This is a genomic window from Catellatospora sp. TT07R-123, from assembly GCF_018327705.1.
Lineage (GTDB): Bacteria > Actinomycetota > Actinomycetes > Mycobacteriales > Micromonosporaceae > Catellatospora.
Genome location: NZ_BNEM01000002.1, coordinates 1,742,619 through 1,764,366, shown reverse-complemented (window position 1 = coordinate 1,764,366; position 21,748 = coordinate 1,742,619). Strand labels below are relative to the sequence as shown.

Here is a 21,748-nt window from a genome sequence, read left to right as displayed (position 1 = left end):
TCCAGTTGAGTATGTGGAAGGGACGTTCCAGATGTCAACACCGGGGGCGGGCGGGCGCAGGGCTGACGCCGTCCGCAACAGACAGCTGGCGCTGGAGGCCGCGACGGCGCTGCTGGCCGACCGGGGCACCCCGCTGACCGTCGAGGCCATCGCGAAACGGGCAGGCCTGGGCATGGGCACCGTCGTGCGGGCCTTCGGCGGCAAGGACGCCCTGCTCGACGCCGCAGTCTCCGGCCTGCTGGCACCGGTGGTGCACCGGGGTCGCGACCTGCTGGCCGCATCCAGCCCCGAACAGGCGCTGCGCGCCTTCCTCGCCGAGCTGATCGCCTTCCAGTCCGCGCACCACGCCATCGCCGACCAGGTCGACGGCCTGGACCTGCCGGCCACCTCCGCCCTGCGGACCGAGCTGGAGCGGCTGGTGGAAGACATGGTCATCGGGGCGCGGGCTGACGGCGCGATCCGCACCGACCTCGAACCCGCCCTGCTCACCACCCTGATCGGCCAGACCGCCTACGCCATCGCGCGGGCGCAACCCGTGTCCCCGCACCTGCGCGAGTCCTTCATCACCGTCTTCATGGACGGCCTGCGCCCGCAGCCGGCCGTCCAGGCCGGGCGCCCGACGCGCGAGGGGAACCGGGGCGGTGGGCTCCGCCGCTGACCGGACCGGCGTCGATCGGCGCCGGCTCCCAGAGCGAGCAGCCGGTCGCCAAGCACCTGGCGGTGGTCGTCCGGCCGGGCCGACCGGCTCAGCGCCAGGATTCCGAGCCGCGACGGCGGGCCCGGACCAGCGCGGACGCGGCGGTCGCCAGGAGCACCAGCGCGGCCAGCCACAGCGGCGCCGACTGCCCGGCCCAGCGCAGCAGCAGACCGCCCGCCCAGGCGCCGAGCACCATGGCGACGACCGAGGCCAGCCGGCGCGCCTGCACCACCGCCGGTGAACTGCCCGCTGCCAGGCCGGTGACGGTCCTGGTCAGCACGGTGGTGGTCAGCTCGGGGATGCCGAGCCTGCCCACGACCGCGTTCTGCCCGCCCATCGCGACGGCCAGCAGCGCGATCAGGACCGGCGTGACGCCCTCGGGCCGCATCCCGGTGCGGGCGACGGCGATCGCCGAGACGGCCAGGACGGCGGCCTGGACCGCGCACGTCCCGGCCAGCAGCAGCCCCCGGTGTGGCCGCAGGTCGAGGGCGGCGCGGCCGCCGATCGCCGCGCCGACGACGAACGCCACGATCGCGACCAGGCTCGACACGACGGAGATCCCGCCGACCCCGGCCAGGGCGAACCCGAAGAAGACCACGTTGCCGGTCATGTTGGCGACGAACACGTGGCCCAGGGTCAGGTAGCTGAACGCGTCGACCAGGCCGCTGACCACGGTCAGCGCGATCAGCAGCCGGGGCAGCGGCCCGTGCTCGGGTGCGTTCGCCACCACTTCATTCTGGCCAAGCCGCGGTCGCCGGGATGGAGATCGCCGTTTCGGGCGGTGCGGCGGCCCGAAACGGCGGTCGGCGTGCCGCGGCTCAGTCCAGCACGCGGTGGTCGGCGTGCAGGGAGCGGTCGAGGCGGATGGTGATGAACTCGTCGTCGTCGGGCTGGCCGGGGGTGCGACCGGACGAGAACGGGAAGTTGTTGTCGTTCAGCACGGCCAGGGTCCGGTTGTCGAGGATCAGCACGTCCTCGATGGTCTGGAACGGGAACCGGAACACGTCGGCCGTCCCGCCCAGGTGCTGCGGGTCGGCGATGGCGAGCAGGTCGGCCACCAGCGACTTGTCGGCCAGGCCGTCGCGGTCGCGGTCGGCCAGGTCCACCAGGAAGATCTTCTTGAACGCGGCCGCGTCGCCCTGGGCGTTGTCGCGCTCGATGACCAGGAACCGCTGCTTGTCCACGGCGATGAAGTCGCCGATCGCGTTGCCGGTCGCGGCCAGCGGGTACGCCCAGCGCCTGCCCGTGTAGGCGTTCGCGGCCCGGTCGAACTGGCTGATCCGCAGCGTGCCCGGGACGTCCCCGGCGACGGTGCCCTCCAGCAGCGGGTACAGGTAGCGCCCGTCGGGCGAGGCGGCCATACCCTCGAAGCCCTTGCTGCTGGGCAGGTTCGCGGTGACGCCGTCACGCGCGGCGCTCTCGGGCGCGTGCACGCCCTCCAGCGGGATCGGCGCGGCCAGCAGCCGCCCGGCCCGGTCGAAGTGCAGCAGGTACGGCCCGAACTCGTCGCCGATCCAGTAACCGCCGTCGGCGTCCTTGACGATCGACTCGACGTCGAAGTCCGACCCGGTCAGCACCCGGTCGGCGCGGGTCAGCGGCCACGGCACCAGCCCGTTCGGGTCGGTGAGGTTGATCCCGCCGACCACGTCGACGGTGTGACTGCCGAACGCCGGGATGATCCGGTGGATGCGCAGCACGAAGTCGGCGCTGTTGGCGATGTTGCCGTACCCGTTGTCGGACAGCACGTCGTAGCTGCCGTCGCGGTTGCGCGCGATACCGCTGAAGCCTTGCACCGGCTGGTCGGCGAAGGGCGGCGTGATCCCGTTGACCGGCGCGGCGCCGAGCAGCGACCCGGACGGGTCGCTGGCCGGTACGAACGTCGCGGCGGGCAGCTTGGCGAAGCCGGTCAGCGTCGCCGGGCCGAAGTCGGCGGTACGGCCGCTGTCGGCGGGGGCGGCCGAACCGCTGGCGGGCAGGGCGACCGCCAGGGTCAGGACCGCCAGGCCGGTGACGGCCAGGCGAGGAAGGCGGGTCATGGAACCTCCTTGATCAGGTCAGCTCCCCGGGACGCTAGACAGCCCGGTTGAACCCGCCGCGAACACGCGTGCAACTGGCAGTGGAGACCCGCCGCCGCGCCCGGTTCACGCCGCCGGACGCTCCATGTGTCGTGATGTTTCACGAAAGGCTTTTCAGGGCATGCCGTCTGCCGCATAAGTCCAGTTCGGACACTCTGCCGGATTCATTGAACATCTGCATTGCGGAGAAAGCCGAGATCGATCCAGCGGCGGAACGAAACTAGTTGCCGCTGTGCCTTTCATCGCGTTTTCGAGCTTAGCTGAATCATCTTTTCCGCGCGGGCGCGGCGATCTCGCCGGCGGACTCGAGACGATCCGGCCGACGCCCTTCCGTGCGTGATCAGCCAGGGTGCCGAGCCGGGCATCCGCCTGCGGCTGCACGTCGGGCCACAATGGATTGACGCCGATCGGGGTTGCGTGGGTTGCCATCTCTACGGCTCTTTTTTGTGGCATAGATCAGTTTGCAGATATGTGTTGTGCCGGGTGTTGCGGCTGCCATACCTTGGATGGGTCGCAGGGGCCTCTCCGACCATCCGGAAATACCCGCCCGACGAAACGGGGATCCAAAATGAATCGTGCCATCTGGCGCGCGGTAAGCGCGCTGGCGCTGATCGGGGCGACGGTGCTGAGCACCGCTCCCGCCGCGAGCGCCGTCCCGAACCAGAGCGCGGCGGCACGGCCCGCCGCCATCGCCGCCGCCAAGCTCACCCCGGCCTCGAACATCGGCGTCCTGGCCCTGTCGTGCCCCTCCGGCATGCTCTGCATCTGGCCGAACACCGACGGCAGCAGCGGCCGGTGCACCTGGGTGAACGCCGACAACGACTGGCGGAGCACCCCGGTCGTCTGCTCCTGGACGTCCTCGCAGCCGGTCAAGGCGGTCTACAACAACGGGACGAGCGCGTCCTACGACGGCGTGTGCCTGTTCCAGGGCGCGAACTACGTGACCGCGAAGGTCTGGGTGGAGCAGGGCGCCTGGGGGAGCGATCCCACCGGGTGGAGCCTGCGGTCCCACAAGTGGACCCGCCCGACCGACCCCTGCTGATCAGCTGACCCCTACGCCGAGGGCCGCCACGCCGCGTCCGGACCGGACGACTCGTGACGGCCCTCGGGCCTGTTCGCCGACTACGGGTTCTGGGTCAGCAGGTGGGCCTTGAAGCCCTCGCCGAACGTGGCGGTCGGGCTGCCCGTGTAATCGTTGATGAGCACGTTGCCCTGGCTGCAACCCCACGGGTTCCACGTCCACGCCAGGTAGCTGACGCCGTGGCTGTCGGCCCACGCCATGACCTGGTCGATGTAGTCATGGGCGCAGGTGTTCTGGCCGATCTCACCGGCCACCACCGGCACCTGGGCGGCGACGCTGCCGATCTGGCTGTCCCAGCACGACGTGGTGACGCAGGCGTTGAAGTTGTACGAGTGCCACGACGCGACGATGTTGCCGGCCGGGTCGACCGGCTTGTACGCCAGCCACTGGGTCAGGTCGTTGGTCCAGGTCAGCCCGGCGACCATGATCACATTGGTGGCGCCGGTGGCGCGTACCGCGTTGACGAGGCTCTGCATGCCGGCCACCTGGTAGCCGATGCCGGTGCAGGTGCCGCCGTCGCGCAGGCAGGTCCACGCCGCGGTGGCGTTGGACCAGTTGTTGGCCGCGTCCGGGTAGGGCTCGTTGAACAGGTCGAACACGACCGCGTTGTTGCCCTTGAACATCGTCGCGAGCTGGGTCCAGAACGTCGGGGCGTACTGCGCGTCCGGCATCGGCTTCTGGCAGGTGGCGGTGGCGTCCGCGCAGGCCGAGGACGTGCCCGTGTACGAGCCGTGGTTCCAGTGCATCTCCACGATCGGAGTGATCCCGTTGGCGACGAGCAGGTCCGCGTACGCCTTGACGGCCTGCTGGTAGGTGCTGCCGCTGGGGGTGCCGAAGGTGCCGAGCCAGCAGTCCTCGTTGAGCGGGATGCGTACCGCGTGGATGTTCCACGCCTTCATCGCGTCGACGCTGGCCTGGTCCGGGGTCGGGCTGTCCCACATGCCCTTGCCCTGTACGCAGGCGAACTCGGCGCTGGACCGGTTGACGCCCAGCAGCCGGTAGGTGACCCCGGCGGTGGTCTGGATCTTGTTGCCGGACACGCGCAGTGCCGGCGCCGGACCACCGGTGCCGCCGGGGCTGACCGTGATCGAGGCCGGGGTGCCGGTCGTGGCCGCGCCGAGGTTGTCGACCGCGCGGGCGCTCACCGAGTAGGACCCGGCGGCCACGTTCGTCCAGGCGAACGTGTACGGCGAGCTGGTGTCCGTGCCCACCACGGTCGTGCCGTTGAGGAACTCGACCCGGGCCACGGTGCCGTCCGGGTCGCTCGCGGTGGCGGCGAAGTTCACGGTCGCCGGTGCGGTGAAGGTCTGCCCGGCCGTGGGGCTGGTCAGGCTCACCACCGGGGCCCGGTTGCCCGGCGAGCTGCTGGGCGACGGACTCGGGCTCGCACTCCGGCTCGGGCTGGCGCTCGGGCTGGTGGTGGAGCCGTTGCAGGCCACGCCGTTGAGGGCGAAGTTGGCCGGCTGCGGGAACGGGCTCGGCGGGGCCGAACCCGCGGTCGAGCGGGTCCAGTCGCCCTGCAGGCCGACGCTGGCGTTGGTCTGGCCGGTGCCGATGGTGCCGTTCCAGCCGATGTCGGTGGCGGTGACGGCGGTGGTGCCGCTGAACGTCGCGTTCCAGCCGCCGGTGCGGGTGTGGCCTGCGGGCAGCGTGAACGTCAGCGTCCAGTGGCTGATCGGATCGCCGAGGTTGGTGATGGCCAGGGTCGTGTTGAACCCGCCGGACGTCGGCGTCGACTGCCAGGCGCTGGTGTTCTGGTAGGTCACCGAGCAGCCAGCGGCCGCGCTGGCCACTGACGGCACGACGACCACGGCCAGGGCGATGCACGCCGCCGCAGCGACGCTGGAGATGAGGGCAGAGCGGTGTCTCATGTGGCGCCTCCATGACGCATCGAGATGCATGGGAAACGCGTGCCCTGGCTCACCGCTCACGACATTGAACCAGCTCGACCTGTTCGGCGCAACCGGTCAAGCTGTGCCGGATGTATGGCACGAAATCAGGAGCTCGGTGAATGGTGAACCGGTAAACCCACCGGGCCGGGCGTAACGGGTCGGGCTGCTGGATCGGTGAGCGGGAGAGACGGGAGATGACCATGAACCTGAAGACCACCACCTACTGGGCCACCACCGCCGTGCTGGCGTTCGTGATGCTGTCCGGCGGCGCCGCCGACCTGGTCCGGCTGCCTGCCGCCGCCCAGGGCGTGTACGACCTCGGCTATCCGCCGATGTTCCTCACCATCCTCGGCTTCTGGAAGGTGCTCGGCGGCGTCACCGTCCTGGCCCCGCGCCTGCCGCGCCTGAAGGAGTGGGCGTACGCCGGAGCGTTCTTCGACCTGTCCGGGGCGACCGTGTCGCACCTGGTCGCGGGCTCGTCGACGACGCAGGTCGCCACGACGGCGGCCCTGTCGGTGCTGACGCTGGTGTCCTGGGCGACCCGCCCGAGCGGCCGCATGCTGGGCGCGCTCACCGTTCCCGCCGTGCTGCGCCGCGACGAGGCGCGACCGCAGGTCGGCGAGGCCTGATCCGGGCCGGGACACAGGAAAAGGGAGGCTGCTCGCCTCCCTTGCCGTATTCAGTATACCGGCCCGGCAACCCTGGATTTATCCACCCGAATGACGATTTTCAGGCGCTGGACTGCGCATAGCCTCGGCAGGCCACCCAAGCCCACCTTCCCGGGGAGCACTGTGCCTGACGTCAGAACGTTGGAGATCGCCACCGAGCAGCAGGTCGTCGACCGCGTCTACGAGCGCGTCGAGGTGATGCGGGAACGGGCCCGGTCCCTGGCCCGCGAGGGCCACGAGCGCGCCAACGCCGGCCCGACCACCGGGCTGGTCGAACGCGACGCCATGGTCCTGCGCGCCGCCGACCAGCTACGCACCCTCGACGCCGAGGAGGAGGGCCTCGTCTTCGGGCGGCTGGACTACGACGACGGTGAGGCCTACCGCATCGGGCGGCTGGGGCTGCGCGAGGACGACATGGAACCGCTGCTGGTGGACTGGCGCGCCCCCGCGGCGGCCGCGTTCTACCGGGCCACGTCCGGCGCGCCGCTCGGCGTCGTACGCCGTCGAGTGATCATCTGCCGTGGCCCGCGGGTCGTCGACCTCGACGACGACGTCCTGGACCCGGACGCCGCGGGCGACCTGCGGGTGCTCGGTGAGGGCGCGCTGCTCGCGGCACTGCGGCGCTCGCGCGGGCCGCAGATGCGCGACATCGTCACCACGATCCAGCGCGAGCAGGACGAGGCGATCCGGGCACCCGCGCGCGGCGTCACCCTGATCACCGGCGGCCCCGGCACGGGAAAGACGCAGGTCGCGCTGCACCGCGCGGCGTACCTGCTCTACACCGACCGGGGCCGGTTCGCCGACGGCCGCGTCCTGGTGGTGGGCCCGTCGACGGTGTTCACCAACTACATCAGCCGGGTGCTGCCCGCGCTCGGCGAGGACAGCGTGCACCTGCGCGCCATCGGCGAGCTGTTCGAGGGCGTCACCGCCGTCCGGCGCGATCCCGCGCCGGTCGCCGCGGTCAAGGGCGGCGAGATCATGCGGCAGGTGCTGGTCGAGCTCATGTGGCAGGTGCCGCCGGCCGCACCGGACCGGCTCCGCCTCGTGTACGCGGGACAGGTGCTGACCCTCGACGCCGCCGCCCTGACCAGAGCCCGTGTCCGCGCCCGCACCCTGGCCGAGCAGGACGCGACCCCGCCCAACGCGGCCCGGCGGTTCGCGGCCGCCGCGCTGGTGGAGGCGCTGTGGGAGCGGGCCGACACCGCCCACCTCGACCGCGAGCTGTTCATCGACGAGGTCGGCGACCGCAGCGAGGTCCGGCGGTTCCTGCACGCCTGGTGGCCGCCGCTGACCCCGGCGGCGGTGCTGTCGTGGCTGGCCGAGGCCGACCGGGCCCGGCCGGTCCTGGACGCGGCGCAGGCCGAGACACTTGCCGCGTCGTACCGGCCGGGGGCGGACTGGTCCGTCGACGACGTGCCGCTGCTCGACGAGCTGGCCCAGCTGCTCGGCCGGGTGCCGCAGCCGAAGGCCGCGGTCGACACCGGGGTGCGGCTGCGTGAGCTCACCTCCGGGCCCCGGCTCGCCGAGACGTTCATGATCAGTTGCAGTCTGCACGACGGCTGGACCCTGTGGGCGCCCGGCGTCGCCACGCCCATCGCGCTGGCCGGGCCGCAGATCGACAACGACGCGGCCGTGGCCGCGCAGCGCTGGGCCGAGGCGGTGATCCTGCGCGAGGGGCACACCGTCGTCGGCTGGACCGACGGCTTCGACCCGTACGGCGAGGACGCCTACGTGCCCGTGCTGGCCGAGCCGCTGCCGCAGGCCGAGCCCGAGGACGAGCCCGTCGCCGAGGCCGACTACGCGCACGTGGTGCTCGACGAGGCGCAGGACCTGTCGCCGATGGAGTCCCGGATGATCGCGCGCCGCGCGGCGTACGCGTCGATGACGATCGTGGGCGACCTCGGCCAGGCCACGCACCCGCTCGCGGCCGCGACCTGGCCGGAGCTGCTGACGCGACTGTCGCGGCGGGACAGCCGGACGCTGGAGCTGCGGACCGGGTACCGGGTGCCGCAGCTGATCGCGGACTACGGGGCGCGGCTGCTGCCGCCGGAGATCGCGCCGACGGAGTCGTACCGGCCGGGCGGGGTGCTGACCGTGCGGCAGGTGGACGACCTGCACGCGGCGGTGCGCGAGGCGGTCGCCGAGGCGCCGCGCGACGCCTCGGTCGCGGTCATCGCCGCCGACCAGACGGCCGAGGTGCTGGGGGCGGCGGTGGACGGTGCGCTCGTGCTGCCCGCGAGCCTGGTCAAGGGCCTGGAGTACGACCACGTGATCGTGGTGGAACCGGCCGAGATCGTCGCCGCCGAACCGCGCGGCCGCAGCCGCCTGTACGTCGTCCTCACCCGGGCGGTGGCCGGCCTGGTAGTCCTCCACCGCGACCCGCTGCCCGCGAGCTTGACCTGAACTCAACTTGAGGTTCTAGGTTCGATGGCGGCCGTCCCAGCAGCGCGGCGGCCGCGATCACCCTGGAGGTGCACGTGAGCGAGCACGCCGACCCCGCCGTTCCGGACCGCTACCGGTACGCGGTGATTCCGCACATCATGGTCGCCGACGCCGTCGCGGCGATCGACTTCTACCGGCGGGCGTTCGGGGCACGCCTGGACTCCAGGGTGGACGCGCCCGGTGGGGGCGTCCTGCACGCGGAGATCAGCATCGGTCGGTCGGTGCTGATGCTGGGCGACGTCAGCGTGGAGGAGGCGGAGTCCGCCGTGTTCGCGGCGCCGACGGCGCTCGGCGGCGGCACCACCGTCACGCTGCACGTGTTCGTGCCCGACGTGGACAGCCTGACCGACCGGGCGTGGGCAGCCGGAGCCGAGATCCTTCAGCCGCCTGCCGACATGTTCCACGGTGACCGCACGGCCATCCTGCGGGACCCGTCGGGGCACCTGTGGGTGTTCCTGACCCATCTGGAGGACGTCCCCGCCGACGAACTGCGCCGCCGCCTCGCCGCCACTGCGTGAGTCGTCACGGCCCACACCACCTACGGTGTCGCTACACCATGGGTGGTGTGGGCGGTGGAGGGCAGGTGCCGAGCTGGCCGGGACGGGTCAGGGTTTGGGGTGGGCGAGGAAGAAGTCCCAGCTGAGGTTGCTGGCGTCGGGGCCGGACGGGTCGCCGTACAGGCTGCACGCGCAGCCGCCCGGGTAGGCGTGCCCGGCGCCGTCGATCATGTACTGCTCGATCAGCGCCGTGCCCGCCGTGTCGCGGTAGGTCAGGTGGGTGTAGCTGCGCCCGCCGGGCACCTGCCCGGTCTGGACGGTGTCGGCCGTGGCGTCGATGCCGTCGACGACGGCCCACTGCCCGGCGATGCGGTACGCCGTGGACGGCGGCACCACCAGGTCGGCGGTGCCCTGGAAGACGATCGCGGGCACCGGCCGGGCCCGGCTGCCCATCTCGGCCAGCGCCTTGCGCCCCGACTCCTGCGCCGACTGGAGTTGCAGCACGTCGCAGTCGTACTCGCAGCCGGCCATGACCGAGGTCGCGGCGAAGATGTCGGGGTAGGCGACGGCCATGATGTTGGTCATGACGCCGCCCGCGGACACGCCGGTGGTGTAGACCCGCCGGGAGTCCACGGTGTACTGCGAGCGGATCCGGTTGGTGATCCCGGCGATGATGGCCGGTTCGCCCCAGCCGCGGTGCTGGTTGGTCTCCAGGTACCAGTTCCAGCAGGTGGCGGGGTTGACCAGGTTGCTCTGGTCGGGGAAGACGACGATGAAGCCGCGCTGCTCGGCGACGCGGCTCCAGCCGGACAGCAGGTCGAAGCCGATGTCGTTCTCGGTGCAGCCGTGCAGGGCCACCAGCAGCGGCATCGGCGTGCCGGGCCGGTACGACGACGGCACGTACCCGTGGTAGTCGCGGGTGCCGTAGACGCTGGCGTACACGCCGTAGAAGGCGCCGCCCGCGGCGTGGGCCGGGGCGGGGACGGCCAGGGTGGCGGCGAGTGCGGCCAGGGCGGTCGCGGCGGCGGTGACGAGCCTGCGCAGCAGGCTTGGAGCGGTTCGGTCTGGGGACGGTGCAGACATCCCTCTCCTCTCGGACTCAAGATGCCAACCAATCGATTGGTTGGCTAATGGTTGGCACTATCCGCTCCGTCGACTACGGTGTCAACCAATCGATCGCTTGCCGTGGAAGGGCGACACCGTGACCGGTACGAGGTGGGAGCCGCGACGGCTCAGCGCGGTCGCCGTCGAGCTGCCCGCCGGGGTGACGCCCGCCGGGACCCGGGGCCGCATCCTGCTGGCGGCGCTGCGGCTGTTCGCCGAGTACGGCTTCCACGGCACCTCCATCCGCGACCTGGCCGGGGCCGTCGGCATCAACTCCGCCACCCTGTACGCGCACTACCCGTCCAAGGAGCACGTCCTGGCCGAGCTCGTGCTGCTCGGGCACGAGGAACTGCACCGGCGCCTCCAGCAGGCGCTGGTCGCGGCGCCGCCGGGCCCGGCCGAGCAGCTGTCGGCCCTGGTCCGGGCCCAGGTCGGCGCCCACGCCGATTTCCCGCTGCTGGCCCTGGTCGCCAACGCCGAACTGCACGCCCTGTCGCCCGAACGGGCCGCCCCCGCGCTGGCCCTGCGCGAGCAGTCGCGGCAGCTCGGGCTCCAGGTGCTGCGCCTGGGTATCGACCGGGGCGCGTTCCGGGTCGCCGACGCCGTCCTGGCCGCCACCGCGATCGGCTCGATGGGCATGCAGGTGGCGCACTGGTTCGGCCCCGACCAGCCGTACACCCGCGACCAGGTCGCCGACACCTTCGCCGGCTTCGCCCTCCAGATCGCGGGCGCCGTTCCCACCCCGAAAGGCTGATCATGCGTTCCCTCCAGCTCCCGGTGCCCGGTGGCACGCTGCACGCGCTGCGCTTCGGCGACGGCGACCGGATCGCCGTGGCCGCGCACGGCATCACCGCCTCGGCGATGTCGTTTCGCGCCGTCGCCCGGCATCTGCCCGGCGGCTGGAGCCTGATCGCGCTGGACCTGCGCGGGCGCGGCGGCAGCGCGGACGTCCCCGGGCCGTACGGGATGGACGCCCACGCCGCCGACCTGGCCGCCGTCGCCGAGCACCTGGGCGCGCCGGTGGCGCTGGTCGGCCAGTCGATGGGCGCCTACGCCGCCGTGCGCGCCGCCGCCCGCACCCCGCAGCTGTTCGACCGGCTGGTGCTGGTCGACGGCGGACTGCCGCTGCCAGTACCGGCCCAGTTCGACGCCGACCGGCTGCTCGAACTGACGATCGGCCCGGCGGTCGCGCGCCTGCGCGAGACGTACGCGTCGGTCGAGGCGTACGTCGACTTCTTCCGGGCGCACCCGGCGCTGGCCGGGGAGTGGAACGACGACATGGAGGCGTACGTGCGCTACGACGCCGTCGGCGAGCCCGGCGCCGTCCGCTCCCGCACCAGCACCGAGGCCGTGTACGCCGACGGCCGCGACCTGCTGGTCGGCGCCGCCTCCTTCGGCGACGACCTGCGTGCCCTGGCCGTCCCGGCCACGCTGCTGCACGCCCCGCGCGGCATGCTCGGGCAGGAGCCCGGGATGCTGCCGCAGCCGATCGTGGACCACTGGGCCGTGCAGGCGCCGCTGCTGGCCCCGGAGCTGGTCGCCGACACCAACCACTACACGATCCTGATGACCGACGGCCCGGCCGAGCGCATCGCGAGGCGGCTGACCGCGCCCGCGTGACCGCCCGGCGGTTGCGCCCCTGATCGGCGCGTTTGGCCGCCGGAGTCGCATTGGCAAGCCGCTGACCTCGGCCGACTTGTCCCAAACGGAACCCTCCCACCGGCGCCCCTTGCGAGCATGCAGGGGAGCCGATGGGAAGGGGAACCGATCATGGGATCCGTACGGCGTGCGCACGCCCTGGCCGCAGTGCTCACCGTCGCGGCGGTGCTGGGCGCCTTGACGTCGCCCGCCGCGGCCGGTCAGGCGCGCGCGGCCGACAAGCCGACGGTGGTGCTGGTGCACGGGGCGTTCGCCGACTCCTCCAGCTGGAACGGCGTGGTGTCGCAACTGCTCGCCCAGGGCTATCCGGTCCTGGCGGTGGCCAACCCGCTGCGCGGCGTCAAGAGCGACGCCGACCAGGTCGCCGCCGTGCTCAAGTCGATCGACGGTCCGATCGTGCTGGTCGGCCACTCCTACGGCGGCGAGGTGATCAGCGCCGCAGCCGACGGCAACCCGAACGTCAAGGCCCTGGTGTACGTCGCGGCGTTCGCGCCCGACACCGGCGAGAGCGCGGCCGACCTGTCCGCGAAGTTCCCCGGCGGCACACTCGGGCAGGCGCTCGCCCCGCCCGTGGCGGTGCCCGGCGGCGACGACCTGTACATCCAGCAGGACAAGTTCCGCGAGCAGTTCGCCGCCGACGTGCCCGTCGAGCAGGCCACGCAGATGGCCGTGACGCAGCGGCCCATCGCGCAGGCGGCGCTGGCGGAGAAGGCCGAAGCGGCCGCGTGGAAGACGATCCCGTCCTACTTCGTGTACGGCTCCGCCGACAAGAACATCCCGGCGGCGGTGCAGGACTTCATGGCCAAGCGGGCCGGTGCCAAGGAGACCGTGGTCGTCGGCGACGCCTCGCACGTGATCATGGTGTCGCATCCCGACGTCGTGGCCAAGATGATCCAGGACGCCGCGACCGCCTCCTGACAGGTCAGGTCTGCTTGCAGGTGCCCAGCGGTTTGCCGACCACCACGTCGACGGTCGAGCCGACGTCGAGGACCGTGCCGCCCGTCGGGCTCTGCCGGATGACGCCGCAGCTGGCCAGCGTCGCCTCGTAGTCGACCTGGGCCACGAACCCGAGCCGGTCCAGCTCCGACCGGGCCTCGCTCTCGGTCCAGCTGTACATGTTCGGCACGGCGCGGGCAGTGGGACTGGGGCTCGGCAGCGCGGACGGGCTGCCGCCGGCCGGATCGCCCGTCCCGCCGGACGGCCCCGGGCTCCGGCCGGGCGCTCGCCTGGTGACGGTGGGCGTCGGACCGGTCTTCGGGGCCGCCGTCGCCGCGGCCAGGGTCACGGCCGCGGACGGGGGCGCGGACGGCACCTGCCCCTGCGCATCGTCGGAGGAGCCGGGGGACAGCACGAAGGCGAGGGCCGCCACCAGGATCAGCGCCACACCCGCACCGACCAGCACGTCACGGCGCAGCCGGGTCGGGGCGGGGTCGGGCGCGGTCGCGGCGGCGGACTCGGCCGCGTCGGCGAAGGCGGCGGCGGTCGGCCAGCGGTCGGCGGGTTCCTTGGCCAGCGCCCTTTCCACCAGCGTCCGCGCGAGCGCCGGGATGCCCGGCGGCAGCGGCGGGGGATCGTCGTGCACGTGCTGGAGGGCCACGGACAGCGGGCTGTCGCCGGTGAAGGGCCGTTTGCCGGTCAGCAGTTCGTAGGCGACCACGCCCAGGGCGTACACGTCGGTGGCCGGTCCGACGTCCTCGCCGGTCACCTGCTCCGGGGCCAGGTAGGACGCGGTGCCCTGGATCTCGTCCGTCGCGGTGAGCCGGTCGCCCGCGACGATCCGGGCGATCCCGAAATCGGTCAGCGCGAGCCGTCCGTCGGCGCGCAGCAGCAGGTTGGCGGGCTTGACGTCGCGGTGCACGATGCCCTGCCGGTGGGCGGCGTGGATGGCCCGCGCGGCCTGCGCCATCAGGCGCAGCGCGTATCCCCGCTCCAGCGCGCCGCCCCGGCGCACCAGCGCCGACAGCGACTCGCCCTCGACGAACTGCATCACCAGGTACGCGATGCCGTCAGCCTGGCCGTAGTCGTAGATCTCGACGATGCCCGGGTGGCTCAGCGCCGCCATGGCGCGCGCCTCGGCCCGGAACCGGGCGGAGAACCCGGGATCGGCGGCGAGGTTGGGCAGCAGCACCTTCACCGCCACCCGGCGGCCCAGGACGGTGTCGTCGGCGGCCCAGACCTCGCCCATCCCGCCACGGGCGATCAGTGCCGCCAGCTCGTAGCGGCCGCCGAGCGTCATCCCCGGGTCAAGCATGCGCGCAAGCATTGGCCATCGATCGGCGGCCAGTCAAACCGGCGCGCTATCGGATCGTCGACTGTGGACGGCTGGTGACGTCGAGAAGGGCACCTTCCACCTCGTATCGCGATGAGAAGGTGCTCTTCCTCGGTGAACGGGTGGCGCGCGGTCGACTGAAACGGCACTTCGTGCCGGTGGGAGCGGCGATGATGAGCGGGAGGGGGTGGGCTCGTGTCGATCGGCCAGGGCTCGTTGCAGGTGACGTTCGCGTATCCGGCGTTCACCCGGCTCTACCGGACCAGCTCGCCGCGCCTGCTCGTCGACGGCGTGGATCAGCTCGTCCGCACCTGGGGCACCCACACGGTGGCCGTCGGCGCCGGACCGCACCAGGTCGCGGTACGGGTGGTGCCGACCTCGGGCCAGGAGTTCGGGCTCGCCGAGGCGGAGGTCACCGTCGAGTTCGCCGCGCGCACGAGCCTGTCGTACCGGGCACCGCACTTCCACGGCTCCCACGGCAGGCTGAAGGTGCTAGCGGCCGGTTAACCCGTACGCCGTCGCGACCCGTTCCAGCAGGTCGTCCTCGGCCGTCGGCGTGTCCACCGCGAACGCCGTCAGGCCGAGCGGGCGCACCTGCGCCGCGAGCCGCTCGGTGAACATCCCGTCGCGGTCGACCAGGTTCCGCAGCGCTCGTCCGGGGTCGCCGGTCCGGGCGATGAACCCCCAGCCGGTGCCGCCCCGGGACGCGAACACGGCTCGGCGGAACCGGGTCGTCGGCAGCAGCCACACCGCGTGCGCGCGGTCGGCCAGCAGCGGCGCGACCAGGTCGGGTAGCAGCCGGAAGCCTTCGGCCAGGACCGGCCGGTCGGTGGGCAGGCGCAGCAGGTCTGCGACGATCTGGTCGAAGCCCTCGCCGTGGTACCAGTGGAACGTGTCCAGCATCTGGCGGGGGCTGCGGTGCACCCAGCGCTCGTCCATGTCCATGGCGGCGAACGCGCTCAGGTGCGGGGCGTCGGCGGGGGACAGGCGGGCGGCGTGGTCGGCCATGACGTCGTCGGTGGCGTAACAGCGCATCCCGTAGCGGTCGGCCAGGCGCCGGGAGATCGTCGACTTGCCCGCGCCGCTGCCGCCGCCCAGCCAGTACACGTGGCGCAGCCGCGCCGCCGCAGGATGCATGTGCGTGTCCCTCCCCGGCCAGCGTATGCGCGACGCCTTCTGACGGCGTGACGGAAGGGCCGCGGCCCCGCGTGGGGACCACGGCCCTTCCGGTATCCGACCGTCAGCTGACCGGGGCGTGGTCGGCCTGGCGGTGGGAGTGGGGGATCAGCTCGACCGGCTCGACCGGCAGGTCGCCGACGCCCGACGCGACGGCCTCCGAGCGACGGCGCCGGGCCGACGGCACGATCAGCGCCGCCACGACCGCCAGCGCGGCCACCCCCGCGCACACCCAGAACCCGGACGTGAACGCCTCCTCCATGGGCAGGCCCTGCGGCGTGCTGTGGCCGGTGATCACCGCGGCGACCACGGCGGTGCCGATGCTGCCGCCGATGGTGCGCACGATGCTGTTGACGCTGGTCGCCTCACCGGTGTGCGTGGCGGGCACCGACTCGATGATGGCGTTGGACATGGCCGCGAAGGCCAGGCCCATGCCGGCGCCGGTGAGCACGCCGGAGGTGACCAGCTGCCACAGCTCGTCGTGGAAGGCGCCGGGCAGCGCGTACGCGGCGGTGACCAGGACGGCGCCCAGGAACATCGGCAGCTTGGGGCCGAAGCGGCGGTCCAGCAGGCCGGACAGCGGGCCGAAGAACAGCATCATCACGGTGGTGGGCATGAGGAACAGGCCCGCCTGCGAGACGGTCTTGCCGAAGCCGTAGCCGGTGGCGGCCGGCAGCTCCAGCAGCGTCGGGATGAGCAGGAACGTGCCGAACATCGCGAAGCCGAACGCCAGGCCGACCAGGTTCGTGGCCCATACGCCCCGGATGGCCAGCAGGCGCATGTTGATGAGCGGCTCGCGTACCCGCAGCTCGACCAGGACGAACGCGATCAGCGCGACCACGCCCACGGCCAGCAGCGTGATGGTCTTGGTCTCGTCCCAGCCCCACTCGCGGCCCTTGCTGATGGCCAGCAGCAGCGACACCAGCGACACCGACAGGATTCCCGCGCCGAGCACGTCGAGGCGGCCCGGGGTGCGCACCGGGGACTCCGGCACGCCGAAGAACACGCCCAGCAGCGCGACGCCGATGAGCATCAGCGGGAACCAGAACAGCCACTCCCAGGACAGGTGCTCCACGATCGGTCCGGCGAGCACGATGCCCAGGCCGGCGCCGACGCCGAAGATGGCCGACAGCAGGCCGACGGTGACACTGACCTTCTCCCGGGGCAGCTCGTCGCGGACGATGCCGATGGACAGCGGCATGATCGCGCCCGCCGCGCCCTGGAGCGCCCGCGCCGCGATCAGCACCGGCAGCGTGGTGGACAGCGCGGCCAGTAGCGTGCCCGCCGCGAGCAGGACCAGCACGACCAGCATCATCTTGCGCTTGCCGACCATGTCGCCGAGGCGGCCGAGGATCGGCGTCAGCACCGACGCCGACAGCAGGTAGGCCGTGATGATCCAGCTGATGTCGCCGGTGGTCGTGTGCAGGTCCCGCGCGATGGTCGGCAGGGCCGGGGCGACCAGTGACTGGAGCACCGCGAAGGCGAGGCCGCCGAGCGACAGGAACAGCACCACCAGGGTGCTGTTGGCGTGGCGTCCGCTGCGGACCGCGGGCGCGGGGGTGGCCGGCGCGGCCGGCGCGGTGTTCGCGCCGGTGGGCGCGCCCACCGTCTTGACTACGTGTTCCATTGATTCCCGCCGAAGTAAACAATTGATTACTTGGACGCTATCGCCGCTGCTCCAACTAAGTCAACGGTCGTTTACATCACATGGCGCGCCGGTTAAGGTTCGAACTGCTGTCGGTTGTTGCTAAGCGATCTCGATCTTCGAGGTATTCGGGTTTTGTGTCGTGTGCTGGCCACGCAATGGCGCCACTGGTTCTTGTCGGAGGGGCTGGCTAGGCTGCCGACGTCCTATGTGGTCATCATTTGGCAGGAGGTGCACGGTCGATGTCGGTGGGTGAACTCACCGCGACGGCGTCGTGTGCCGCCCTGTCGGCGGTGGTGGAGTCCGGCGGGCAGCGTGTGGGTGAGCGTGTGCTGGCGGTGCGGGTGGGTTGGCTGACCGGGCTGGTCGCCGGTATGGCCGCCCGAGTCGTGGCCGAGCACTGGACCGGCCCCGACCTGGACACCCTCGCTGCCGGTGTCGGTCCCGACGGGCGGCCGCTGCCGGCCAAGGGCTGGACGGCGCTGCGACGCCTCGGCTGGACCGCCCACCCGCCGCAGGGTGTGTACGTCAGTGACCGAGTATGTCGGTGTGCCGAGGAGGGGGCCGCCCGCGCGTTGCGTCTGGCCGTGCACCGCCGCCGGATCGTTCAGGCGATCATCGCGACATGGCCGCCTGGCGGCAGACGTGCCGACGGTGACTGGCGGGCGTTGCGTGACCTGCTACCGGCCGGGGTGTCGACAGCGGTGATCCGCAACCGGACGCGGCAGGTCGACGCCCACCTGGACCGTCACGGCGGCCTGCTGCCCGGCGACCTGCCGGACCTGGAGGCGGCCCCGCCGGCGGCCCGGCAGGTGTTGCTGGCCGCCACCGACCGGCAGCTGGTGACCCTGGCTCGCGACGGGGACCGGCGGGTGGTGGTGCGGGTGCAGCTGCCGCTGGTCGAACAACCTGCCTCACGCGCCGACTGGGCGTGGCATGTGATGACGGTGGCTCTGCCGCCGACCGTGCCCGTCGACGCTGCGATCTGTGTGCCGACGTTGCGGGTGGTCGGGCATCGGGTCCGGGTCGATCTGCCGTACCGGATCCCGGTCGTGCGCGCGGCCACGTCCGGGCACACGCTTGCCCTGGGGGTGGACTGGGGTGTCAACACACTGCTGACCGCCGCCCTCGGGCGGCTGACCGTGCAGGGCCGGACCGTCACCGACGGGCGGATGCTTCGTTACGACGCCACGGCCGTATCGGCAAAACTCCACCGCCTGCGCGGCCAGCGCGAGCATCTGGCGGCCAAACGCGACCACCACACCGTCCTGGCAGCCGGGCTGGCTCCGGCCGATCCGCGTACCGGGCGGCTGTCCGCGCTTGCCGAACGCGCCCGCGCCGAGCATGAACGGGTGTGCGCGCGCATCCGTAACCTGAACAAGGCCCTGGCCTGGTCGGCGGCGCGGTGGGCCGTGGACCAGGCCGTGGCCCTGCACGCCACCGTCGTCTACGTCGAGGACCTGTCCACGCTGCAGGCCCGTGGTACTTGTAGGGGCAATGCCCGGCTGTCCGGGCAGGTACGCGGGATCGTTCAGGACGCGATCGTGCACCTGGCCGCCAAAGCCGGTCTTGCGGTCGTCACGGTCCCCGCCCGCGGGACCAGCCGGTACTGCCCCCGCTGCGGCCACGGACACACCGAACTGAGGCACGTGCCCGCCCCGGACCGGCCGGGCGAACGGGGCTGGAAGTGGGCGGTCTGCCTCGGGTGCGGGCTGTCGACCGACCGCGACCACGCCGCCGCCACCCGCCCGGCTCGGCAGACCAGCACCCGCGGACCGAAGAACCGGCCCACCCCGAAGCAGCCGTCGGGGTCCAAACTTGCCCGCCGTGTGCCCGACCGGCGCACGGTCCCCGCCCCATCGGAAGGTGGCCAGCGTCCGGCGGGGCAGGAACCCAAGAAGCGACACCACCAACTGGTGACGCCGTCAGGCCCTGCACACGATCTCCTGAACCCCCGGCACCACCGGACCGGCTTCCACCACGTCCATGCCACCCCCGCCATCTGCCTACCCGCAGACTTCGGACCAGGCACGACACGGCCACGCCCCACCCGGAACATCCGAATCACTCGGACAAACTCAGGAAATCAGAGACGCTGGTCGCGAGGAGGCGGATGACAGTGAGCACCGACACCGGCCAGCGGCGCCGCGACGCGGCCAAGACCCGCCAGCTGCTGCTGGAGGTGGCACGCGGCCGCTTCGCGCGCGACGGGTACGCGGCCACCACCGTGCGCGACATCGCCGACGAGGCGGGCGTCAACGTCGCCCTGATCAACCGCTACTTCGACTCCAAGGAGGGCCTGTTCGAGGCCTGCCTCGGCTACGCCGTCGACGAGCTTTCCCGCGCCGCGGGCGACGTGCCGCGCACCGACATCCCCACCGCGATCGCCGCGCAGGCCGCGGGCACCACCCCCGAGGGCGGCCCCAACCAGGTCCTGCTCCTGCTGCTGCGCTCCTCGGGTGACGAGCGCACCGAGGCGATGCGCCTCGGCGTGCTGCGCCGCTTCGCCGAGCGGCTGGCCGCCACGGCAGGCTGGCAGCCCGACGCCCCCGACGACGGCCAGCTCATGCTCCGCGCCCAGCTCGTGCTGTCGGCCGCCATCGGCGTCACGCTGCTGCGCGTCTCCGGCCTGCAACCGCTCACCGCCGCCACCGAGCAGGAACTCGTGGCGCCGCTACGTGACCTGGTCGACGGCCTGCTGCACCCCGGCCCGCCGCGCTGACCGGCGCCGGTACCATCGCCGATCATGGCGGACTGGGCGATGCGGCAGGCGACTGCCGCCGATCTTGAGAGCGCGGTCGAGCTGCGGGCCGTGGTCCTGCGCGCGGACCTGGAGCGGCTGGGCCGCTACGACGACCACCGGGTGCGCCAGCGGCTGCGCGACACCTACGTGCCCGCCAACACGCGGGTGATCGAGGTCGACGGCGCGTTCGCCGGATGCGTGGCGCTGCGCCCCGCCGACGGCGGCCACTGGCTGGAGCACTTCTACCTCGACCCGCAGGTGCAGGGCCGGGGGGTCGGCTCGGCGGTCCTGCGCGAACTGCTGGAGCAGTGCGACCGCGACGGGGTACGGGTGCGGCTGATCGTCCTGCGCGGCAGCGAGGCCGGGCGGCTGTACGCGCGCCACGGCTTCACCGTGGCGTCCGAGGAGCCGGTGGACGTGCTGATGGTCCGCGAGCCGGCCGGCGTGCTCGGGGGCGGCGGCGGGCGATCCTGATCCGCATCGGTTCGGCGCGGCCCGGGACGGGGCCCTGCCGAACCTCGTCCACGCGGACGGTTCCGGCGCCATGGTGCCGGGCGCAGGTCGCGGGACGACCACCTTCCCCAGGTCATCTAACGGGTGCCGACTCCGGCGTGGCGTGCCCACTGGTCAGTACACGGCCCTGACCGTGTCCACGGTCATCAGCAGCAGACAGCCGGCGATCACCGCCAGCGGCGCGAGCCGCAGCACCCGGGCCACGACGCCTGGCACCCCGGTCAGGGCGGCGGGTGGACCGCTGAGCCAGGTCCGCCTCGGCGTGGACGCCGCGGCGAACCCCATCACAAGCACCCCGACGAACATCACCCCCGCCCCCATCGACACGTGCAGCGACAGCTGCCCCAGCGCGGCCTTCGGTCCGTGGGCGAAAGAGTCCAGGAAGACCTGCCGCACCGCGATCCCCGCGGGGGTGGTCTGCGACATCATCGCGATCGTGGAAGAGGAGTCGGCGCCAGCAGCCATGTTGTGGACCGCCAGGGCGAGGAAGACGGCCTGCGGAGCCAGGAGATAGGCGGGCGCGGCGTCTACCAGGCCGGCCGCGGCCCGCGCGAGCGTGCTCCTGCCCATGCCGCGGAAGCTCCGGGTCAGGAAGGCGAACACGACGACGGCCAGCGCCGGATACAGCATCAGGTTCGGGGTGCCGATCACCGCCGCGGTCGCCTCGTGCCCGGCCAGGTTGTGGCCGTTGTAGGAGGCGAGGTAGAAGGACCAGCCGATGTTCATGAAATGGTGGAACGGGTGACCGCCCAGGTCGACGGCGTCAGCCCGCTGGATGGCGGCGAGCTCCTTGGCCGAGGCGGCCTCGTAGGTGACGAAATACCACGGCAAGAACCAGCCGAGCGCGGCCAGCAGGCCGCCGAAGATCAGCAGCCGGGCCCGGTTCGGCTGGTGGAGGCGCAGTCTGCGGCGTTCGATTCTGGGGACCGGCTCCGGCTCCGGCTCCGGCTCCGGCTGCGGCTGCGGCTGCGGCTCGGGCTGCGGCTCGGGCTGCGGCTCGGGCTGCGTCTGCGTCTGCTGGTCGATCCGGTCGTTCCGCGCCAGGTCGCGGTCGCGGCCGCTGTCGTCCCTGGTGCTCGGGGTCTGGCTGCCGGGCGAGTCCTGCCGGTCCTGGCTGTCCTGCCCATCCTGGCCGTCGTGCCGCCTGCGGCGCTTGCGGCGGTCCGCGACCCGCTCGCGCAGCCACTTTTCGAAATGGGCCTTGGCCGCCTTCGTGCCCTCCTTGCGGAGGATCTTCAGTACGGCCCGGATCGTCTCCTTGCCCTCGGGCGTTTGCGCCATTTCGAC

General features: G+C 72.3%; 20 protein-coding genes. 12 read left to right on the top strand and 8 right to left on the bottom strand.

The genetic code is table 11. The features are described from left to right. Positions 1–31 precede the first annotated feature (31 nt). On the top strand, positions 32–658 hold the full coding sequence (locus tag Cs7R123_RS27890; RefSeq protein WP_212830714.1) for a TetR/AcrR family transcriptional regulator: 627 nt from the start codon (positions 32–34) through the stop codon (positions 656–658). Positions 659–746: 88 nt separating this feature from the next. Here the strand turns inward: Cs7R123_RS27890 and Cs7R123_RS27885 are convergent, their stop codons facing one another. Both Cs7R123_RS27885 and Cs7R123_RS27880 read right to left on the bottom strand, forming a co-directional pair. Continuing rightward, a complete protein-coding gene (locus tag Cs7R123_RS27885; RefSeq protein ID WP_212830712.1) occupies positions 747–1,424 on the bottom strand; it encodes a YoaK family protein in 678 nt (225 codons plus the stop codon). A gap of 91 nt (positions 1,425–1,515) precedes the next feature. Then, positions 1,516–2,733, bottom strand: a complete 1,218-nt coding sequence (locus Cs7R123_RS27880; protein WP_212830710.1) for an esterase-like activity of phytase family protein — start codon at positions 2,731–2,733, stop codon at positions 1,516–1,518. A gap of 607 nt (positions 2,734–3,340) precedes the next feature. On the opposite strand from Cs7R123_RS27880, the gene Cs7R123_RS27875 reads away from it, so the two are divergent. Then, positions 3,341–3,814 (top strand): peptidase inhibitor family I36 protein, encoded by a 474-nt coding sequence (locus Cs7R123_RS27875; RefSeq protein ID WP_212830708.1) that lies wholly within the window; start codon positions 3,341–3,343, stop codon positions 3,812–3,814. Between the two features lie 80 nt (positions 3,815–3,894). Here the strand turns inward: Cs7R123_RS27875 and Cs7R123_RS27870 are convergent, their stop codons facing one another. Beyond that, the gene (locus Cs7R123_RS27870) at positions 3,895–5,724 is read right to left on the bottom strand and encodes a cellulase family glycosylhydrolase (protein WP_212830706.1); all 1,830 of its coding nucleotides are present in this window, start codon (positions 5,722–5,724) and stop codon (positions 3,895–3,897) included. A 221-nt stretch (positions 5,725–5,945) separates the two neighbouring features. On the opposite strand from Cs7R123_RS27870, the gene Cs7R123_RS27865 reads away from it, so the two are divergent. The 3 genes from Cs7R123_RS27865 (at position 5,946) to Cs7R123_RS27855 (ending at position 9,373) form a co-directional block, all read left to right on the top strand. Beyond that, positions 5,946–6,374: a DoxX family protein gene (locus tag Cs7R123_RS27865; protein WP_212830704.1), complete on the top strand. Its 429-nt coding sequence runs from the start codon at positions 5,946–5,948 to the stop codon at positions 6,372–6,374. Positions 6,375–6,536: 162 nt separating this feature from the next. Then, positions 6,537–8,816, top strand: coding sequence for a UvrD-helicase domain-containing protein (locus tag Cs7R123_RS27860; RefSeq protein WP_244872189.1), 2,280 nt, complete (start codon positions 6,537–6,539; stop codon positions 8,814–8,816). Positions 8,817–8,890: 74 nt separating this feature from the next. Beyond that, positions 8,891–9,373, top strand: a complete 483-nt coding sequence (locus tag Cs7R123_RS27855) for a glyoxalase/bleomycin resistance/extradiol dioxygenase family protein (protein ID WP_212830700.1) — start codon at positions 8,891–8,893, stop codon at positions 9,371–9,373. Between the two features lie 87 nt (positions 9,374–9,460). Here the strand turns inward: Cs7R123_RS27855 and Cs7R123_RS27850 are convergent, their stop codons facing one another. Then, the gene (locus tag Cs7R123_RS27850) at positions 9,461–10,435 is read right to left on the bottom strand and encodes a PHB depolymerase family esterase (protein ID WP_212830698.1); all 975 of its coding nucleotides are present in this window, start codon (positions 10,433–10,435) and stop codon (positions 9,461–9,463) included. A 118-nt stretch (positions 10,436–10,553) separates the two neighbouring features. Between Cs7R123_RS27850 and Cs7R123_RS27845 the strand changes: the two genes are divergently transcribed. The 3 genes from Cs7R123_RS27845 to Cs7R123_RS27835 all read left to right on the top strand — a co-directional run bounded on the left by Cs7R123_RS27845 (position 10,554) and on the right by Cs7R123_RS27835 (position 13,033). Then, on the top strand, positions 10,554–11,210 hold the full coding sequence (locus tag Cs7R123_RS27845; RefSeq protein ID WP_212830696.1) for a TetR/AcrR family transcriptional regulator: 657 nt from the start codon (positions 10,554–10,556) through the stop codon (positions 11,208–11,210). A 2-nt stretch (positions 11,211–11,212) separates the two neighbouring features. Then, entirely contained in the window at positions 11,213–12,076 is an 864-nt protein-coding gene (locus Cs7R123_RS27840) for an alpha/beta fold hydrolase (protein WP_212830695.1), read from the top strand. Between the two features lie 150 nt (positions 12,077–12,226). After that, on the top strand, positions 12,227–13,033 hold the full coding sequence (locus Cs7R123_RS27835; protein ID WP_212830694.1) for an alpha/beta fold hydrolase: 807 nt from the start codon (positions 12,227–12,229) through the stop codon (positions 13,031–13,033). 4 nt (positions 13,034–13,037) lie between these two features. Here Cs7R123_RS27835 and Cs7R123_RS27830 read toward each other — a convergent pair whose 3' ends face one another. Beyond that, a complete protein-coding gene (locus Cs7R123_RS27830; protein WP_212830693.1) occupies positions 13,038–14,366 on the bottom strand; it encodes a protein kinase in 1,329 nt (442 codons plus the stop codon). A 213-nt stretch (positions 14,367–14,579) separates the two neighbouring features. On the opposite strand from Cs7R123_RS27830, the gene Cs7R123_RS27825 reads away from it, so the two are divergent. Beyond that, positions 14,580–14,891, top strand: coding sequence for a hypothetical protein (locus Cs7R123_RS27825; protein WP_212830692.1), 312 nt, complete (start codon positions 14,580–14,582; stop codon positions 14,889–14,891). Here Cs7R123_RS27825 and Cs7R123_RS27820 read toward each other — a convergent pair. Beyond that, a complete protein-coding gene (locus Cs7R123_RS27820) occupies positions 14,877–15,521 on the bottom strand; it encodes a hypothetical protein (protein WP_212830691.1) in 645 nt (214 codons plus the stop codon). The two genes, Cs7R123_RS27825 and Cs7R123_RS27820, sit on opposite strands and share 15 nt — an antisense overlap. Before the next feature lie 103 nt (positions 15,522–15,624). Then, positions 15,625–17,187, bottom strand: coding sequence for an MFS transporter (locus Cs7R123_RS27815; RefSeq protein WP_212830690.1), 1,563 nt, complete (start codon positions 17,185–17,187; stop codon positions 15,625–15,627). A gap of 311 nt (positions 17,188–17,498) precedes the next feature. Here Cs7R123_RS27815 and Cs7R123_RS27810 point away from each other — a divergent pair, with 311 nt between their 5' ends. The 3 genes from Cs7R123_RS27810 to Cs7R123_RS27800 are packed head-to-tail and all read left to right on the top strand — an operon-like array spanning position 17,499 to position 20,422. Further along, entirely contained in the window at positions 17,499–19,322 is a 1,824-nt protein-coding gene (locus Cs7R123_RS27810; RefSeq protein WP_212830688.1) for a zinc ribbon domain-containing protein, read from the top strand. Next, on the top strand, positions 19,319–19,927 hold the full coding sequence (locus Cs7R123_RS40865) for a TetR/AcrR family transcriptional regulator (protein ID WP_212830687.1): 609 nt from the start codon (positions 19,319–19,321) through the stop codon (positions 19,925–19,927). The genes Cs7R123_RS27810 and Cs7R123_RS40865 overlap by 4 nt, the downstream gene beginning before the upstream one ends. 24 nt (positions 19,928–19,951) lie before the next feature. After that, positions 19,952–20,422, top strand: a complete 471-nt coding sequence (locus Cs7R123_RS27800) for a GNAT family N-acetyltransferase (RefSeq protein WP_212830685.1) — start codon at positions 19,952–19,954, stop codon at positions 20,420–20,422. 153 nt (positions 20,423–20,575) lie between these two features. Here the strand turns inward: Cs7R123_RS27800 and Cs7R123_RS27795 are convergent, their stop codons facing one another. Further along, entirely contained in the window at positions 20,576–21,742 is a 1,167-nt protein-coding gene (locus Cs7R123_RS27795; RefSeq protein ID WP_212830683.1) for a hypothetical protein, read from the bottom strand. Positions 21,743–21,748 lie beyond the last annotated feature (6 nt).